The 14,771-nt window shown below is 68.4% G+C and carries 14 protein-coding genes; 8 read left to right on the top strand and 6 right to left on the bottom strand.

Annotation, left to right across the window (positions count from 1 at the left end):
- From EET13_RS03450 to EET13_RS03440, 3 genes are all read left to right on the top strand, one after another.
- A partial coding sequence (locus EET13_RS03450; RefSeq protein ID WP_122440980.1) for a DUF1295 domain-containing protein occupies positions 1-676 on the top strand: 676 nt, incomplete at its 5' end.
- 44 nt (positions 677-720) lie between these two features.
- Entirely contained in the window at positions 721-1,284 is a 564-nt protein-coding gene (locus EET13_RS03445; protein WP_122440985.1) for a sigma-70 family RNA polymerase sigma factor, read from the top strand.
- On the top strand, positions 1,281-1,979 hold the full coding sequence (locus tag EET13_RS03440) for an anti-sigma factor (RefSeq protein ID WP_122440979.1): 699 nt from the start codon (positions 1,281-1,283) through the stop codon (positions 1,977-1,979). Before EET13_RS03445 ends, EET13_RS03440 begins: the two co-directional genes overlap by 4 nt.
- A 61-nt stretch (positions 1,980-2,040) precedes the next feature.
- On the opposite strand, the gene EET13_RS03435 is transcribed toward EET13_RS03440, so the two are convergent.
- Both EET13_RS03435 and EET13_RS03430 read right to left on the bottom strand, forming a co-directional pair.
- Entirely contained in the window at positions 2,041-2,889 is an 849-nt protein-coding gene (locus tag EET13_RS03435) for a hypothetical protein (protein ID WP_122440978.1), read from the bottom strand.
- Positions 2,890-2,899: 10 nt separating this feature from the next.
- On the bottom strand, positions 2,900-3,442 hold the full coding sequence (locus EET13_RS03430) for a mycothiol transferase (RefSeq protein WP_122440977.1): 543 nt from the start codon (positions 3,440-3,442) through the stop codon (positions 2,900-2,902).
- A gap of 65 nt (positions 3,443-3,507) precedes the next feature.
- Between EET13_RS03430 and EET13_RS03425 the strand changes: the two genes are divergently transcribed.
- The 3 genes from EET13_RS03425 (at position 3,508) to EET13_RS03415 (ending at position 7,238) form a co-directional block, all read left to right on the top strand.
- Complete coding sequence (locus EET13_RS03425) at positions 3,508-5,235, top strand: N-acyl-D-amino-acid deacylase family protein (RefSeq protein ID WP_122440976.1); 1,728 nt, start codon at positions 3,508-3,510, stop codon at positions 5,233-5,235.
- A 95-nt stretch (positions 5,236-5,330) separates the two neighbouring features.
- Positions 5,331-6,782, top strand: coding sequence for a capsule stability/integrity protein PPE10 (locus tag EET13_RS03420; RefSeq protein WP_122440975.1), 1,452 nt, complete (start codon positions 5,331-5,333; stop codon positions 6,780-6,782).
- A gap of 60 nt (positions 6,783-6,842) precedes the next feature.
- A complete protein-coding gene (locus EET13_RS03415; protein WP_122440974.1) occupies positions 6,843-7,238 on the top strand; it encodes a pyridoxamine 5'-phosphate oxidase family protein in 396 nt (131 codons plus the stop codon).
- Positions 7,239-7,343: 105 nt separating this feature from the next.
- On the opposite strand, the gene groL is transcribed toward EET13_RS03415, so the two are convergent.
- The 3 genes from groL to EET13_RS03400 all read right to left on the bottom strand — a co-directional run bounded on the left by groL (position 7,344) and on the right by EET13_RS03400 (position 11,190).
- Positions 7,344-8,966: a chaperonin GroEL gene (gene groL, locus EET13_RS03410; RefSeq protein ID WP_122440973.1), complete on the bottom strand. Its 1,623-nt coding sequence runs from the start codon at positions 8,964-8,966 to the stop codon at positions 7,344-7,346.
- Between the two features lie 314 nt (positions 8,967-9,280).
- Complete coding sequence (locus tag EET13_RS03405) at positions 9,281-10,720, bottom strand: flavin-containing monooxygenase (RefSeq protein ID WP_122440972.1); 1,440 nt, start codon at positions 10,718-10,720, stop codon at positions 9,281-9,283.
- Complete coding sequence (locus EET13_RS03400; RefSeq protein ID WP_122440971.1) at positions 10,711-11,190, bottom strand: VOC family protein; 480 nt, start codon at positions 11,188-11,190, stop codon at positions 10,711-10,713. The genes EET13_RS03405 and EET13_RS03400 overlap by 10 nt, the downstream gene beginning before the upstream one ends.
- A 68-nt stretch (positions 11,191-11,258) precedes the next feature.
- Between EET13_RS03400 and EET13_RS03395 the strand changes: the two genes are divergently transcribed.
- Positions 11,259-12,209, top strand: a complete 951-nt coding sequence (locus EET13_RS03395; RefSeq protein WP_122440970.1) for an SDR family NAD(P)-dependent oxidoreductase — start codon at positions 11,259-11,261, stop codon at positions 12,207-12,209.
- A 17-nt stretch (positions 12,210-12,226) separates the two neighbouring features.
- On the top strand, positions 12,227-13,432 hold the full coding sequence (gene moeA, locus EET13_RS03390) for a molybdopterin molybdotransferase MoeA (protein WP_122440969.1): 1,206 nt from the start codon (positions 12,227-12,229) through the stop codon (positions 13,430-13,432).
- A 2-nt stretch (positions 13,433-13,434) separates the two neighbouring features.
- Here the strand turns inward: moeA and EET13_RS03385 are convergent, their stop codons facing one another.
- A complete protein-coding gene (locus EET13_RS03385) occupies positions 13,435-14,673 on the bottom strand; it encodes an MFS transporter (protein WP_122440968.1) in 1,239 nt (412 codons plus the stop codon).
- Positions 14,674-14,771 lie beyond the last annotated feature (98 nt).

The following is a 14,771-nucleotide window of genomic DNA, read 5'->3' as shown; positions in this document are numbered from 1 at the left end:
TGCCAGCTCAGCCGCAGGCCCCACACCGTCACCAGCGCCAGCAGCAGCCACCGGCGACCCGGCCCGCCGGTGGCTGCTGCTGGCGCTGGTGACGGTGTGGGGCCTGCGGCTGAGCTGGCACATGCACCGCAAGACCGCCGGCAAGGGCGAGGATCCCCGTTATGCCGATCTGCTGCGCGGCGCCACGACGGCTCAGGTGGTGCGCAAGGTCTTCGGACTGCAGGCCTTCCTGACGCTGTTCATCTCTTTCCCGCTGCAGCTGTCCGCGGTCGCCGGGCCCACACCGAGGCCATTGCTGGTGGTCACCGCGGCGGGCGTGGCGGTGTGGCTGGTCGGGCTCGTCTTCGAAGCGCTCGGTGACCGCCAGTTGCGGGCCTTCAAGTCCGACCCGGCCAACCGCGGGGTCATCATGGACCGCGGCCTGTGGGCCTGGACCCGCCACCCCAATTACTTCGGTGACGCCTGCGTCTGGTGGGGGTTGTGGCTGATCACCATCACCGGCTGGGCGCCGCTGCTCACGGTGGTTTCACCTTTGCTGATGACCTACTTCCTGGTCGACGTGAGCGGGGCCCGGCTGACCGAGAAGTACATGAAGGGCCGTCCGGGCTTCGCCGAATACCAGCGCCGGACAGCTTATTTCGTGCCGCGGCCACCGCGATCGGCGCGTCAGTTATGACCGGTTTGGCGATTTCGGTGCGACCTGACGATAGGCTACCGTCGATGACGGGACCGCCACGGCTGAGCAGCGACCTCAACGCCCTGTTGCACCAGATCGCGCGGGGCGACCGTGACGCGTTCGCCACGTTCTACGACCACACCAACACCCGGGTGTACGGGCTGGTGGCACGGGTGCTGCGGGACCCGGGCTACAGCGAAGAAACCACCCAGGAGATCTATCTCGAGGTGTGGCGGACGGCATCGGAGTACGACGCCGTGAAGGGCTCGCCACTGGCCTGGTTACTGACCATGGCACACCGGCGCGCCGTCGACCGGGTACGCGCCGAGCAAGCCGGCAGCCAGCGGGAATCGCGCTACGGCGTGGCCAATATCGACCCGGCCAGCGACGTCGTCGCCGACTCCGCGATCGCCGGTGACGAACGCCGCCGGGTCGCCGAATGCCTCGGCGGGCTGACCGATGTACAACGGGAATGCGTCGAGCTGGCCTACTACGGCGGCCTGACGTACGCCGAGGTGTCGCACCGGCTGGCCACGAATTTGTCGACGATCAAATCGCGGATGCGGGACGCGCTGCGCGGTCTGCGGAACTGCCTGGGTATGTCATGAGTGAGCCGACCGATTTCGGACTGCTGGAGCTGGCAATCCCGTATGCGCTGCATGCGGTGTCCGACGAGGAGCGAATCGACATCGAGCGCATGGTCGCCGCGGCACCCTCGGCGATCACGGCGGCCTTCAACGAAGAAGTCCGCGCGGTCCGCGAGACGATGGCGATCGTGTCGGCGACGACGGCCACCGAACCGCCGGAACGATTGCGCGCGGCCGTGCTGGACACCGTGAAACCAACCCCCGACCGACGCCAACCACGCTGGCGCACAGCTGTTTTCGCGTCAGCCGCCGCCGTGGTGGTGGGATTGGGCGCGTTCGGCCTGGGCACCGTGCTGCGGCCATCGCCGCCGACCACGGTCGCCGACCAGGTACTGGGCGCACCGGACGTGCAGACCGTCTCGCGCCCGCTGGGCGGCGGGACCGCCACAGTGATGTTCTCCCATGACCGCAATGCCGGCGTGCTGGTGATGAACGACGTGCCGCCGCCGTCCCCGGGCACCGTTTATCAGATGTGGCTGCTGGGCGCCAATGGTCCCACCTCGGCGGGGACCATGGGGCCCGCGGCGGTGGCGCCGTCGACCAAGGCCACGCTGCCCGACCTCGGGAACTCAACCGCGCTGGCCTTCACCGTCGAGCCTGGCACCGGTTCTGCGCAGCCGACCGGTGCGATTTTGGCCGAGCTGCCGCTGCGGTGAACCAGCGCTCGCCGAGTTTGCCGTCACGGCGGCGATGTCGGCGTCAAACACGAAGTCCCGGTCACTTCCACAGGCTGCCCAGCACCGCGGCCAGCACGCCGAGCACCACCAGTGCCACACCGGCGACCAGCGTCAGGTTCAACCAGAGGTGCAGGCTGCTCTCCGCGGTACCAACCATGACGTCGGCCATCCGCCGGATATCGCCGGCGGTCCGGTCGAGCGCGTCGTCGACATAGTGGCTGCCGATTTCGATTCCGGCCCAGCCGGCGCCGCCGACGAGCAGCGCCGACACCCCAAGGCTGGCCAGCGCCTTGCCCCGGCGACGCGCGGTGAGCAGCATCAGCAACGCGCAGGCGACGCTCGAGGCTGCGGCGCCGATACTGATCCACGGACCCCACACAGCCAGCCGCCGCAGCTGTCCCGGGTGCACCGGCCGGGGCGCCGACACCGTCAGCGGAACCTGCAGCGTGGCCGGCGCCTCGACGTGATAGCTACTCAGCACCTCCTGCATCGAGCTGTCTTGGAGCATGGGGGCCAGATCGACCACCCACTGGTCACCGGCGCGGCCGGCTCGCGGCTGCCCGAACAGCCAGCCGTGCGCGATCCGGTTCGCCCGCGCGAAGAGGGGCGGAAACGCCGGGCCGGCGGTGAATGCGGCCGCCGCATCGTGCACCGTCGAGCTGTCGATCGGATAGCTCGACCGCCGATGCTGGGCGATGAGGGCCGTCGCCCGGCTGCTGAGTTCGGCCGCCATGGCGGACTGCAGGACGGGATCGCCGGCGGCCCGTTGGGCCAGGGCGGCGTAGCCGTCCTCATCGATGATCGTGGTCTGCGCCCACGCCGCCGGGACCGCTACCGCCAGCGCGACCGTGGCGGCCAGCCACAACACCGCCGTCGCAGCAAATCGCACGCCTCACAAGCTACTGGGCCGGCGGCACGATGCCGCGTAGGTAGGCGGCCTGACCCAGATGTTGCGCGCAGTCGTCGATGATGCTGACCAAGCGCATGCTGGCGGTCACCGGCGGGTTCCAGTTGGTGTCGACCACGCGCGACAGCTCGGCTGCGGTCACTGCGGCCACGTACTCCAGGGTGAGCTGGTGGACCGCGTGGTAGTAACCGGACAGCAGGTCGCCCGGCGCGCGTACCTTGCCCACCTCGGCGGCGCTGTGCCCGTAGCCGGTGTCGTCGCGGGACAGGGGCAGACCGAACCGGTCGACCCAGCCGTCGCGGGTCCACACCTGCTCCACGCCGGCGATGTGCGCCACCTGAACGTCCTGGACGCGGGCGCTGTGCCAGAGCAGCCACGCAATGCTGTTGGCCTCGGGGGTAGGCCGGTAGTTGGCGACTTCGTCGGCGAGGCCGTCGGTGAGGTCGTCGGCGTGTTCGATCAACCGGGTGAACGCGTCGCGCAGCAGCTCCCGGGCCGGGGCATGGTTGGCAGTGTTGGCATGGGGGCTGGCCATAGCGGCGACTTTACGGGCGGGGACGGCCATGGCACCACCGGCCGTCACGGCCGTAGATTAATTAGATGACCTACGACCTGCTCATCTGCAACGGCACCATCGTCGACGGGTTGGGCGGCGAGCCGTATGTCGGGGACGTTGCGGTGCGAGACGGCGTCATCACAAGCGTTGGTGTTGTCAACGGTGGCACCGCCACCAGAGAGATCGACGCGACCGGCCTGCTGGTCACCCCCGGTTTCGTCGACCTGCATACCCACTACGATGGCCAGGCCATCTGGTCCGACCGGTTGACGCCGTCGTCGGCACACGGAGTCACCACGGTCGTGATGGGCAACTGCGGGGTGGGCTTCGCGCCGTGCCGCCGGGAGGACCACGACGTGCTCGTCGACGTGATGGCCGGCGTGGAGGACATTCCCGGCGTCGTCATGACCGACGGCCTGCCGTGGACCTGGCAAACCTTCCCCGAGTACCTGGATGCTTTACAGGCGCGCCGGCGGGACATCGATGTGGCCGTCTACCTGCCGCATTCGCCGCTTCGTGTTTACGTGATGGGCCAGCGCGGTGCCGACCGCGAACCGGCCACCCCGCAAGACCTGGCCGCGATGCGGGCCCTGGCCAAGGAGGCGATCGAGGCCGGCGCGCTGGGGTTCGCGTCGTCGCGACTGACCATCCACAAGACGCAGAGCGGTTCACCGATCCCCAGCTATGACGCCGCGCGGCAGGAGATCGAGGAGATCGCCAGGGGTGTGGTGGACGGCGGCGGCGGGCTGCTGCAGTTCGTGCCCGACATTCCGGCCGGCGGCTATCAGCCGGTATTGCAGACGGTGTTCGACGTCGCCGAGGATGTCGGGCTGCCAGTCACCTTCACGCTGGTGGTCGCCAACGCCGGCGACCCGACGTGGCCGGACGCGATCACCATGGTCGAAAACGCCAACAAGAACGGTGGCGATATCACCGCGCAACTACTGCCCCGCCCGATCGGACTGATCATCGGGCTGCAACTGTCGGCCAACCCGTTCGTGCTGTACCCGAGCTACCGCGAGATCATGCACCTGCCGCTGGCCGAGCGGGTAGCCGAGCTGCGCAAGCCCGAAGTCCGCGCCCGCATCCTGGCCGACAAGCCCGGCGTGGGGCATCCGATCCTGTATGTGGCCCAGGCCTGGGACTGGATCTTCCCGCTGTGCGACAACCCCAACTACGAGCCGGACCCGTCGGACAGCATCGGCGCCCGCGCCCGTGCCCGCGGGGTGCATCCGATGGAGGAGGCCTACGATCGGCTCCTCGACGACGACGGCCACGCCATGCTGCTGGTGGCGACCAGCAACCTGGAGAACAACTCGCTGGACACCGTCGGCAAACTGTTGCATCGCAACGACGTGGTGCTGGGCCTAGGCGACGGCGGCGCCCATTACGGCATGATCTGCGACGCCAGCTACTCGACGTATTTTTTGGCGCATTGGGCCCGGGACCGCGCCTCCGGGCGGTTCACCGTGGCCGAGGCCGTGCGCGAACTCACCTCCGTTCCGGCTCGGGTGGCCGGGCTGGCCGACCGCGGGCGCATCGCCGTCGGCTACAAAGCCGACCTCAACGTCATCGACCACGACGCCCTGCGGCTGCACAAGCCGGTCATCCGATACGACCTGCCCGCCGGTGGACGGCGCCTGGACCAGACCGCCGAGGGCTACGTCGCAACCGTCGTCTCGGGCGAAGTGATCGCCGAAAACGGTGTGCCCACCGCAGCCCGGCCCGGAAAGCTGATCCGCGGACGCCAGTTCGCTGCGGCGCCCGCCTGAGCAGTCTTGGGGGTTCCTGTGCGCCCCGTATGGATACGCAGTTTTCCCGCGTCGATATGGCCACGTCGAGGGCCTCGGGCGGGTAGTTTGGGCTAGTGACAAACCCGCATTTCGCGTGGTTGCCGCCAGAGATCAATTCGGCACTGATGTTCGCCGGTCCCGGCGCGGGACCGCTCCTTGCCGCGGCCGGAGCCTGGGGTGGCCTGGCCGAGGAACTGGCGTCGTCAATGTCTTCATTCAGTTCGGTGCTCGACGACCTCACCAGTGGTTCCTGGCTGGGTCCGTCGGCGGCGGCGATGATGACCGTCGCCACCCAATACATGGCGTGGCTGAGCGCCGCCGCGGCCCAGGCGGAACAGGTGGCCGCCCAAGCTGCCGCCACGGCCACCGCGTTCGAGTCGGCGCTCGCGGCGACGGTGCAGCCGGCGGTCGTCGCGGCCAACCGCGGGCTGATGCAGGTACTGGCGGCCACAAACTGGTTGGGGTTCAATACCCCGGCAATCATGGACATCGAGGCCGCCTATGAGCAGATGTGGGCGGTGGATGTCGTTGCGATGGCGACATACCACGCCGACGCTTCCGCGGCCGCCTCGCTGTTGGCGCCCTGGCAACAGGTGCTGCGCAACCTCGGCATCGACATCGGCAAGAACGGCGCGATCAACCTCGGCTTCGGCAACACCGGCAGCGGCAACATCGGTATCGGCAACACGGGCAGCGGCAACCTGGGCATCGGCAACACCGGCAGCAGCAACATCGGCGGCGGCAACACCGGCAACAACAACGTCGGCATGGGCAACCTGGGCAACAGCAATCTCGGCATCGGCAGCACCGGCAACCATGACGTCGGGTTTGGGCTCACGGGCAATAACCAATTCGGTTTCGGCGGCCTCAATTCCGGCACTGGCAACATCGGCTTCGGCAATTCCGGGACCGGAAACGTCGGCTTCTTCAACTCCGGCAACAACAACATGGGCATCGGCAACTCAGGCCTGCTCAATAGCGGTCTGGGGAACTCGGGGAGCATCAACACCGGCTTCGGCAACTTCGGCGGCGTGAGCGCGGGTCTGTGGCAGTCGGTGATGCAAAGCAATCTGCCCGGCTCGGCCGGCTTGGACGCGGGGTTGGCCAATTCCGCGAGCTACGCAACCGGCGGCACGGCAACCTTGAGCTCGGGCGTCCTCAGCTCCGCCCTCGGTCAGGCGGGCGGCCTGCACCCGGGTCTGGCAAACGCGCTCAGCCCGGCCCCGGCCACACCCCCGGCCGCTACGCCGATCACCCCTCCTGCCGGAGTCGACTCCAGCGCGAACACTGGCAATGCCGGCACCGGCTCCCCGGCCACTGCCGGACCGCGCAGCGCGGGCAGCGGCTATACCGGTTTCTACAACTCGGGCAACAACGATCCCGGTTTGCGCAACACCACCGTTCGGGAGCCGGTCAGCGGCGCTCCGGTCCTTCCCGGGTCGGGCATCCCGCGGTCGACCTTCTATCCCAGCCGCGAGCCTGGCGAACCCGGCACCGGCATCAAGCTGCCGGTTCGCTCGGAGTAGCCCCGACCGGCTGGGCGGCGCACGTCCACTCGGCCCCTGCCGGCGCCTATCCTCGACTGCATGGGCGCCAAAAAGGTAGACCTTCTGCGGCTGGCGGCCGCCTTGGCCGACTATCCATTCGCCTACCTGATCACCGTCGATGACGACTACCGCGCGCACACCGTCACCGTCGAGCCGGTGTTGCGTGGGGTGGTCGTCGACGTGGGGTTGGTCGGCGGTGGAACCCGCAAGAACCTGGCCCGTCGCGGCCACGTGACGCTGCTGTGGCCCCCGCGTGAGTCCGGCGGCTATTCGCTGATCGTCGACGGCAGCGCCGAAGTAACAGCTGCCGACGAGGAGACCGTCCGGCTGTCGGTGGTGCCCAGCCGCGCGCTGCTGCACCGCGAAGCCGAGCCCGACTCCCCCGCGGCGGCCAAGGGCTGCCGCCACGACTGCGTGGTGTTCTCGACGCCGTAGCTCTAGCCCCGCCGCGCGCGTGTCCGGCCACCCAAACGCTGTATGCAGTCTTGGCGCGTGAAAAAGCCCGGCCCGCCAAAGCGGGCCGGGCCTTTTCGTGGACTTCTAGAAGTCCATACCTCCCATGTCGCCGCCACCGGGCATGGCAGCCTTTTCCTTCTCCGGCTTGTCGGCAACGACGGCCTCGGTGGTCAGGAACAGACCCGCGATGGACGCCGCGTTCTGCAGCGCCGAACGGGTCACCTTGACCGGGTCGGCAACGCCGGCCTTGAGCAGGTCCTCGTACTCGCCGGTCGCGGCGTTGAGGCCGTGACCCGCAGGCAGGTTGCGAACCTTCTCGGCCACCACGCCGGGCTCGAGACCGGAGTTGAACGCGATCTGCTTCAGCGGAGCCTCCAGCGCCACCTTGACGATGTTGGCACCGGTGGCCTCATCGCCGGAGAGCTTAAGCTCGTCCAGCGTGGGGGCAGCCTGCAGCAGGGTCACGCCGCCACCGGCGACGATGCCCTCCTCGACCGCGGCCTTGGCGTTGCGCACCGCGTCCTCGATGCGGTGCTTGCGCTCCTTGAGCTCCACCTCGGTGGCAGCTCCGGCCTTGATCACCGCAACACCGCCGGCCAGCTTGGCCAAGCGCTCCTGCAGCTTCTCGCGGTCGTAGTCGGAGTCGCTGTTCTCGATCTCGGCGCGGATCTGGCTCACCCGCCCGGCGATGGCGTCGGTGTCGCCCGCGCCTTCGACGATGGTGGTCTCGTCCTTGGTGATGACCACCTTGCGGGCCTTGCCCAGCAGGCTCAGGTCGGCGTTTTCCAGCGTCAGGCCGACCTCTTCGCTGATGACCTGACCACCGGTGAGGATGGCCATGTCCTGCAGCATCGCCTTGCGGCGGTCACCGAAGCCGGGGGCCTTGACCGCCACCGACTTGAAGGTGCCGCGGATCTTGTTGACGACCAGGGTGGACAGCGCCTCGCCCTCGACGTCCTCGGCGATGATCAGCAGCGGCTTGCCAGCCTGAATGACCTTCTCCAGCAGCGGCAACAGGTCCTTGACCGTCGACACCTTCGAGCTGACCAGCAGGATGTAGGGGTCTTCCAGCACTGCTTCCTGACGCTCGGCGTCGGTGACGAAGTAGCCGGAGATGTAGCCCTTGTCGAAGCGCATACCCTCGGTGAGCTCGAGCTGCAGGCCGAAGGTGTTGGACTCCTCGACGGTGATGACCCCCTCGTTGCCCACCTTGTCCATCGCCTCGGCGATCAGGTCGCCGATCGACTGGTCACCGGCGGAGATGGCCGCGGTGGCCGCGATCTGCTCCTTGGTCTCGACCTCCTTGGCACCCTTGAGCAACGTCTCGGTGACCTTTTCGACGGCCTTCTCGATGCCGCGCTTGAGGCCGAGCGGGTTGGCGCCGGCTGCGACGTTGCGCAGGCCCTCTTTGACCAGCGCCTGCGCCAGCACGGTGGCCGTGGTGGTGCCGTCGCCGGCGACGTCGTCGGTCTTCTTGGCGACCTCCTTGACCAGCTCGGCGCCGATCTTCTCGTACGGGTCCTCCAGCTCGATCTCCTTGGCGATGGACACCCCATCGTTGGTGATCGTGGGAGCGCCCCACTTTTTCTCCAGGACGACGTTGCGGCCCTTGGGTCCCAACGTCACCTTTACCGCGTCGGCGAGGGCGTTCAGGCCCCGCTCGAGGCCGCGACGGGCCTCTTCGTCGTACGCAATTGTCTTGGCCATTGCGAAGTGATTCCTCCGGATAGGGAATGAACTGGGGTCACCGGGTGACGACGACCCCGTTACTTACGCTGGCCGGGCGCAGTGCCCGCGACGGACGATCACAGCGCGTGCTGGACCTCACCGTCCCGACCTAGCACTCGCCGGTGGAGAGTGCCAACGTCATTCTTAGCACTCGCCCCTGCCGAGTGCAAGGAACGGGTCGGTGATCGATTCGCGCCGCGTCCCAGCTCCGCGACGAGTCTCACGAACCGGCGTCGATCCTGATGCTGTTCGCCGACGTGGAAAAATGCCGCGTTCTGCATCGGTCAAGACGGCTAGTGGATCCAGTAGTCGCCGGCCACCATGACCCGGGTGCGCTCGAAGAACGTCCGCCCGCTGTAGGGCAGCTGGGTGACGACCTTGCCGCTGGGATGGCGGAAGTAGTTGGCGCACGCGAGCCACACCTTGCCTGCCATGGCGGCCTGGATCTCGTCGTTGTAGCGGCGCTGCGCGTCGGGCGTCACCTCGACGGTGCGCGCCCCACGACCAACCATGACGTCGAGGACGCGGCGGACCAAGGTCGTCTGCGCCTCGTGGATGTAGATGATCGAGTTGACCCCGTTGGTGTTGGGGCCATACAGCGTGAAGAAATTCGGATACCCGGTGACCAGCGTACCCAGGTACGCCTCCGCGCCGTCGCGCCAGTCCTGGCGGAGCCGGCGGCCGCCGGTGCCGTACACGTCGATGCTGGCCAGGTAGTCGGCGGCCCTGAACCCAGTGCCGTAGATGACGGTGTCGACGCGATGCTCGACGCCATCCACGGTGCGCACGCCGTAGTCGGTCAGCTCGGCGATGGCGGTCGTTTCCAGGCTGACGTTCGGCAGCGAAAACGTCGGGTACCAGTCGCGCGACATCAGTGGCCGCTTACAGCCGACCGGGTAATCCGGTGTCAGCTTGGCGCGCAGCTCGAGGTCGGCCACCTTGCGCCGCAGGTAGCTGCGGGCCAGTTCGGTCGCCTCCCGGGTCTGCGCCGCGTCGACGTCGAAGCTGGACGACTCGTAGGAATCGAAGGCCTCGTCGCGCAGCTGCCGGGCGGCGGCCGGGTCGCGCTCGAAGAGGTCCTGCTGCTCGGCGGTGAACGGGATGTCGAATCGCGGCGAAATCCAGATCGGGGTCCGCTGGAACACCGTCAAATGCGCGGTCTGCGGGGCGATCGCCGGAACGTATTGGATCGCGCTGGCGCCGGTGCCGATGGATGCCACCCGCTCCCCCGCCGTCGACTTACCGTGGTCCCAGCGTGCCGAATGGAATTGCCGACCGCGAAACCGCCGGGCGCCCGGGATGTCGGGAATGTTGGGCACGTCGAGCATCCCGACGGCACTGACCACGACGTCGAATTCATGCTGGCGGCCGCCGTCGGTGTGCAGCGTCCAGCGCCGCCGGCTATCCGACCACCGGGCCGTGGTGACCGCGGTGCCGGGCTGCAGGTGGCCGGTGAGCCGGTGCTCGGCGGCGACCTTCTCCAGATACGCCAGGATCTCCGGCTGGTTGGCATACGTCTTGCTCCAGCGCGGGTTGGGCGCGAACGAATAGGAGTACAGGTGTGAGGGCACATCGCAGGCGGCTCCGGGGAACGTGTTGTGCCGCCAGGTGCCACCGAAGCCGTCGGCGCGGTCGAAGATGGTGAAGTCGTAACCGCCGTCGGCGAGCTGGATGCCCATCGCGATACCGCCGGCTCCGGCTCCGATCACCGCGACCCGCGGCTTCAGTCCCATTGCGCAAAATAGGGTCGTTCCGGCCGGCTTTTCTCCACGAGGATGAACACCACGCCCCACGGGTCGGCGAACCAGGTGGTGCGCACCCGCGCCACCTCCGCGATGCCGTCGACCAGGAAACGCACCCCTTTGCTTTCCAGCTCGGCGCGGGTGGCGTCGAGGTCGTCGCAGATCAACCCGACGTGCGTCAGGCCGTGATCGCTCAGCGCCGCTGCGGTCCGTTGACCGCAACCGTCGACGTTGAGGTATTCGATGACCTCGATGACTCGGTCACCGTCACCGCCGACGCCCACGATGGCCGCCTTCATTGCGGGGTCGGACACCAGCTCGCCCATGTCGTCGCGAATGGCGTTACCGGCCATGACGAACGGCGGCGAGAGCACTTCCAGGCCTAATACGTCCCGATAGAACGCGACTGCGGCCGCGCAGTCCGGTACGCACACTCCGGTGTGAGCCAAACCGGTAATCACGTTCTCAACTCTACCCAGGTGGCGACGCGTCGCGATGGGCGCCGTCGGCTTGAGTATCTTTGGGCCCCATGACCTCTGACGTCTCGAAGAACGCCACTGAGAACCGCAAGTGGTCGCGGGCCGACATTCCCGACCAGAGCGGCCGCGTGGTCGTCGTCACCGGCGCCAACACCGGCCTCGGCTACCACACCGCCGCGGTGCTGGCCTTCCGCGGCGCGCACGTCGTGCTGGCGGTGCGCAGCCCCGAGAAGGGCAACGCCGCCCTGGCGCGCATCGTCGCAGCCAAACCACAAGCCGACATCACGCTGCAGGAACTCGACCTGAGCTCGCTGGATTCGGTGCGCGCCGCCGCCGAAGCGCTGCGCTCGACTTACCCCCGCATCGATCTGCTGATCAACAACGCCGGGGTGATGTGGACACCGAGGCAGACCACCAAAGACGGCTTCGAGATGCAGTTCGGCACCAACCACCTCGGTCACTTCGCGCTGACCGGCCTGCTGCTCGACCGGCTGATCCCGGTGCGCGGTTCGCGGGTGGTGACGGTCAGCAGCCTGGGCCACCGGATTCGCGCCGCCATCCACTTCGACGACCTGCAGTGGGAACGCGGGTACGACCGGGTCGCCGCCTACGGCCAGTCCAAACTGGCCAATCTGCTGTTCACCTACGAGCTGCAGCGCCGCCTGGCGGCAGATCCGGACGCCGCCACCATCGCCGTGGCCGCCCACCCCGGCGGCTCCAACACCGAATTGGCCCGCCACCTGCCACGGATGGTGCGGCCGCTGTCGAACCTGCTTGCCCCGGTGCTGTTCCAAAGCGCGGAGATGGGTGCGTTGCCGACGTTGCGGGCCGCCACCGACCCGTCGGTGGCGGGTGGGCAGTACTACGGCCCCGACGGTTTCCTCGAGCAACGTGGCCACCCGAAGCTGGTGCAGTCCAGCCTCGCGTCGCATGACGAGGAGCTGCAACGCCGGCTGTGGGCGGTCTCCGAGGAGCTCACCGGCGTCCACTTTCCGGTGTAGCGGACCATAATGGCCGAGTGCGCTCAGTCGAAGAACACCAGCGGGTCGTTACCGGGATGGTCCAGCCGCGAGCGGCGGCCACGGTCGCGCTGAGCGACGCCCAGGGCCTGGTCCTGGCCGGCGACGTGGTCGCGCGGTTGTCGCTGCCGGTGTTCGACAACTCCGCGATGGACGGGTACGCCGTTCGCGCCGAGGACACCGCGAGCGCGACGGACCAGCATCCGGTGCTGCTGCCGGTGGCCGAGGACATCCCCGCCGGTCGCACCGACGAATTGCGGCTGGCACGCGGCACCGCGCACCGCATCATGACCGGCGCGCCGATGCCGTTCGGCGCCACGGCCGTCGTTCCGGTCGAAGCCACCGACGGCGGCGTGCCGACGGTAGGGATCCGGCAACCCGCCGAGCCGGGTAAGCACATCCGGCGCGCCGGCGAAGACGTCGCCGCCGGCACCACCGTGCTGCACGCCGGCCAACCGGTGACGCCGGCCGCATTGGGTTTGGCCGCGGCGCTGGGCCTGGCCGAGCTGACCGTGATCCCGCGCCAGCGGGTGCTGGTGGTTTCCACCGGCTCGGAGCTGGTGCCGCCGGGCAGCCCGCTGCAACCGGGGCAGATCTATGAGTCGAACTCGATCATGCTGGCCGCCGCGGTCCGCGACGCGGGAGCCGTCGTGGCGGCCACCGAAACCGCCGGCGACGACGTCGCGCAGTTCGCCGAGATCATCGAGCGCTGCGCCGGTGACGCCGATCTGATCATCACCAGCGGCGGTGTGAGCGCTGGAGCTTACGAGGTGGTCAAGGACGCCTTCGGCCGTGACGGCGACCAGGGCGTGGAGTTCGTCAAGGTGGCGATGCAGCCTGGAATGCCCCAGGGCGTCGGGCGGGTGGCGGGCACGCCGATCGTCACGCTGCCCGGCAACCCGGTCAGCGCGCTGGTGTCTTTCGAGGTGTTCATCCGCCCGGCGTTGCGCAACGCCATGGGCCTGCCCGAGCCGTTCCGGCCGCGACGGACCGCGATGCTCACCGAATCGGTGAGCTCGCCGCGCGGCAAACGGCAGTTCCGGCGGGCGGTGCTGGATGCCGGCAGCGGGCAGGTCACCAGTTACGGGCCGCCGGCATCGCACCATTTGCGCTGGCTGGCCTCGGCCAACGCGCTACTGGACATACCGGAGGACGTCGTGGAGGTGTTCGCCGGAACCGAGGTCGAGGTCTGGGACCTGTCCTGACCTCAGTCCGCCGGTGATGTCACCGCGTCGCGGTGGAATTGGTCGGCCGCTTCGAATGCGTCGGTGTAGTGGATCGCTACCGCGGCGATCGAGATCATCAACGGAATGGTGACCAGTGCCCCCGGCAAACCGATCAGATCGGCGAGGAAGCCGATCAGCGGCGGTCCCATCAGGTAGCCCAACCAGCCGATCGCGGCCACGAGGGCGATCGCTGATCCGGCCGTGGTGGCCGAATAGGCCGCGCTGAAGGCCGTCGGAACCAGCAACGCCACGCCGGCGCCCAGCGTCGCGAAGCCCAGCACGCTCAGCACGGGATTGGCGCTGATGAGTGCCACCGTCATACCAGTCGCGGCCAGCATCGCCAGCACCGGAAGCAACCGCCGGCTGGCGATGCGGGACTGCAGTCGCGGCCCACCGAGCCGGGTGACGACCATGGCCAGGGTGAACCCGGCAAAGCCAAGCCCGGCGATACCGTCGCCGTCCTGCGGGCCGTCGCCGAGGACATCCTGCAGGTAATTGGCCGACCAGTCGGCGGCGGCGCCCTCACACAGCAGGGAGATGAACGCCACCGCCCCGAGGATTGCCACGGTGGTCGTCATCCAGGCGCGCTTGCCGGGCCGGCCGGTGGCCTCGGCGGCGGCACCGGCGTGCCGATCCGCAATCACACCGAGGTTGAGCGCTGCGGCCACGATCAAGACGATCGCCCCCAGGACGGCCAACTGAGTGGTCAGTCGAACGCCCGCGGTGACGCATACCGTGCCAATCAGGGCGCCCAGGAAAGCGCCGACGCTCCACATTCCGTGGAACCGCGCCATGAGGGGAGTTGCGGCGAGCCGCTCGACCGTGCCGGCCTGGGTATTCATCGCCACGTCCAGGCCGCCCTGGAACATCCCCCACAACGCGAGCGCGGCGAACAGCCAGCGCCCCGATCCAGCCAGCCCGACCGTCAATCCCGACGCGGCATAGCCGGCGAGGTTGATCGGAACCAACCGGTGGCTGCCCCACCGGGGCAGCGCCCAGTGGCTCAGCACCATGGAAATCACCGACCCCAGCGGCGCCCCGAACAGCGCGGCGCCCAACTGGCCGTTGGATAGCTCCAGCTCAGCCTTTACCTGGGGGATATGTGCCACCCAAGAGGAGAACAGCACGGCGTGGGCGACGAAGGCCGCCGTGACACCGAGCTTGGCGCGACGCAGCAACGGATCGGATGGCAAAACAGGTCTGGCAACCCTCGTGGACATTAGCGACCTTCGCCCCCCAGGCCGACGGCGGCGGGTCGTCGGCACGCCCCGATTACACCATTGTCTGCAGCCAGTCCGGCGTGGCCACGGATCGTACG

Source organism: Mycobacterium attenuatum, assembly GCF_900566085.1.
GTDB classification, from domain to species: domain Bacteria; phylum Actinomycetota; class Actinomycetes; order Mycobacteriales; family Mycobacteriaceae; genus Mycobacterium; species Mycobacterium attenuatum.
Note: the sequence above shows the minus strand (reverse complement) of the source record. Positions and strands in the feature narration are given on the sequence as shown.

Bases quoted from the DNA above. Each gene is read 5' to 3' on its own strand.
- EET13_RS03445 (WP_122440985.1), top strand. From the start codon at position 721: ATGACGGGACCGCCACGGCTGAGCAGCGACCTCAACGCCCTGTTGCAC.
- EET13_RS03440 (WP_122440979.1), top strand. From the start codon at position 1,281: ATGAGTGAGCCGACCGATTTCGGACTGCTGGAGCTGGCAATCCCGTAT.
- EET13_RS03430 (WP_122440977.1), bottom strand. From the start codon at position 3,442: ATGGCCAGCCCCCATGCCAACACTGCCAACCATGCCCCGGCCCGGGAG.
- EET13_RS03425 (WP_122440976.1), top strand. From the start codon at position 3,508: ATGACCTACGACCTGCTCATCTGCAACGGCACCATCGTCGACGGGTTG.
- EET13_RS03415 (WP_122440974.1), top strand. From the start codon at position 6,843: ATGGGCGCCAAAAAGGTAGACCTTCTGCGGCTGGCGGCCGCCTTGGCC.
- groL (WP_122440973.1), bottom strand. From the start codon at position 8,966: ATGGCCAAGACAATTGCGTACGACGAAGAGGCCCGTCGCGGCCTCGAG.
- EET13_RS03405 (WP_122440972.1), bottom strand. From the start codon at position 10,720: ATGGGACTGAAGCCGCGGGTCGCGGTGATCGGAGCCGGAGCCGGCGGT.
- EET13_RS03395 (WP_122440970.1), top strand. From the start codon at position 11,259: ATGACCTCTGACGTCTCGAAGAACGCCACTGAGAACCGCAAGTGGTCG.
- EET13_RS03385 (WP_122440968.1), bottom strand. From the start codon at position 14,673: ATGTCCACGAGGGTTGCCAGACCTGTTTTGCCATCCGATCCGTTGCTG.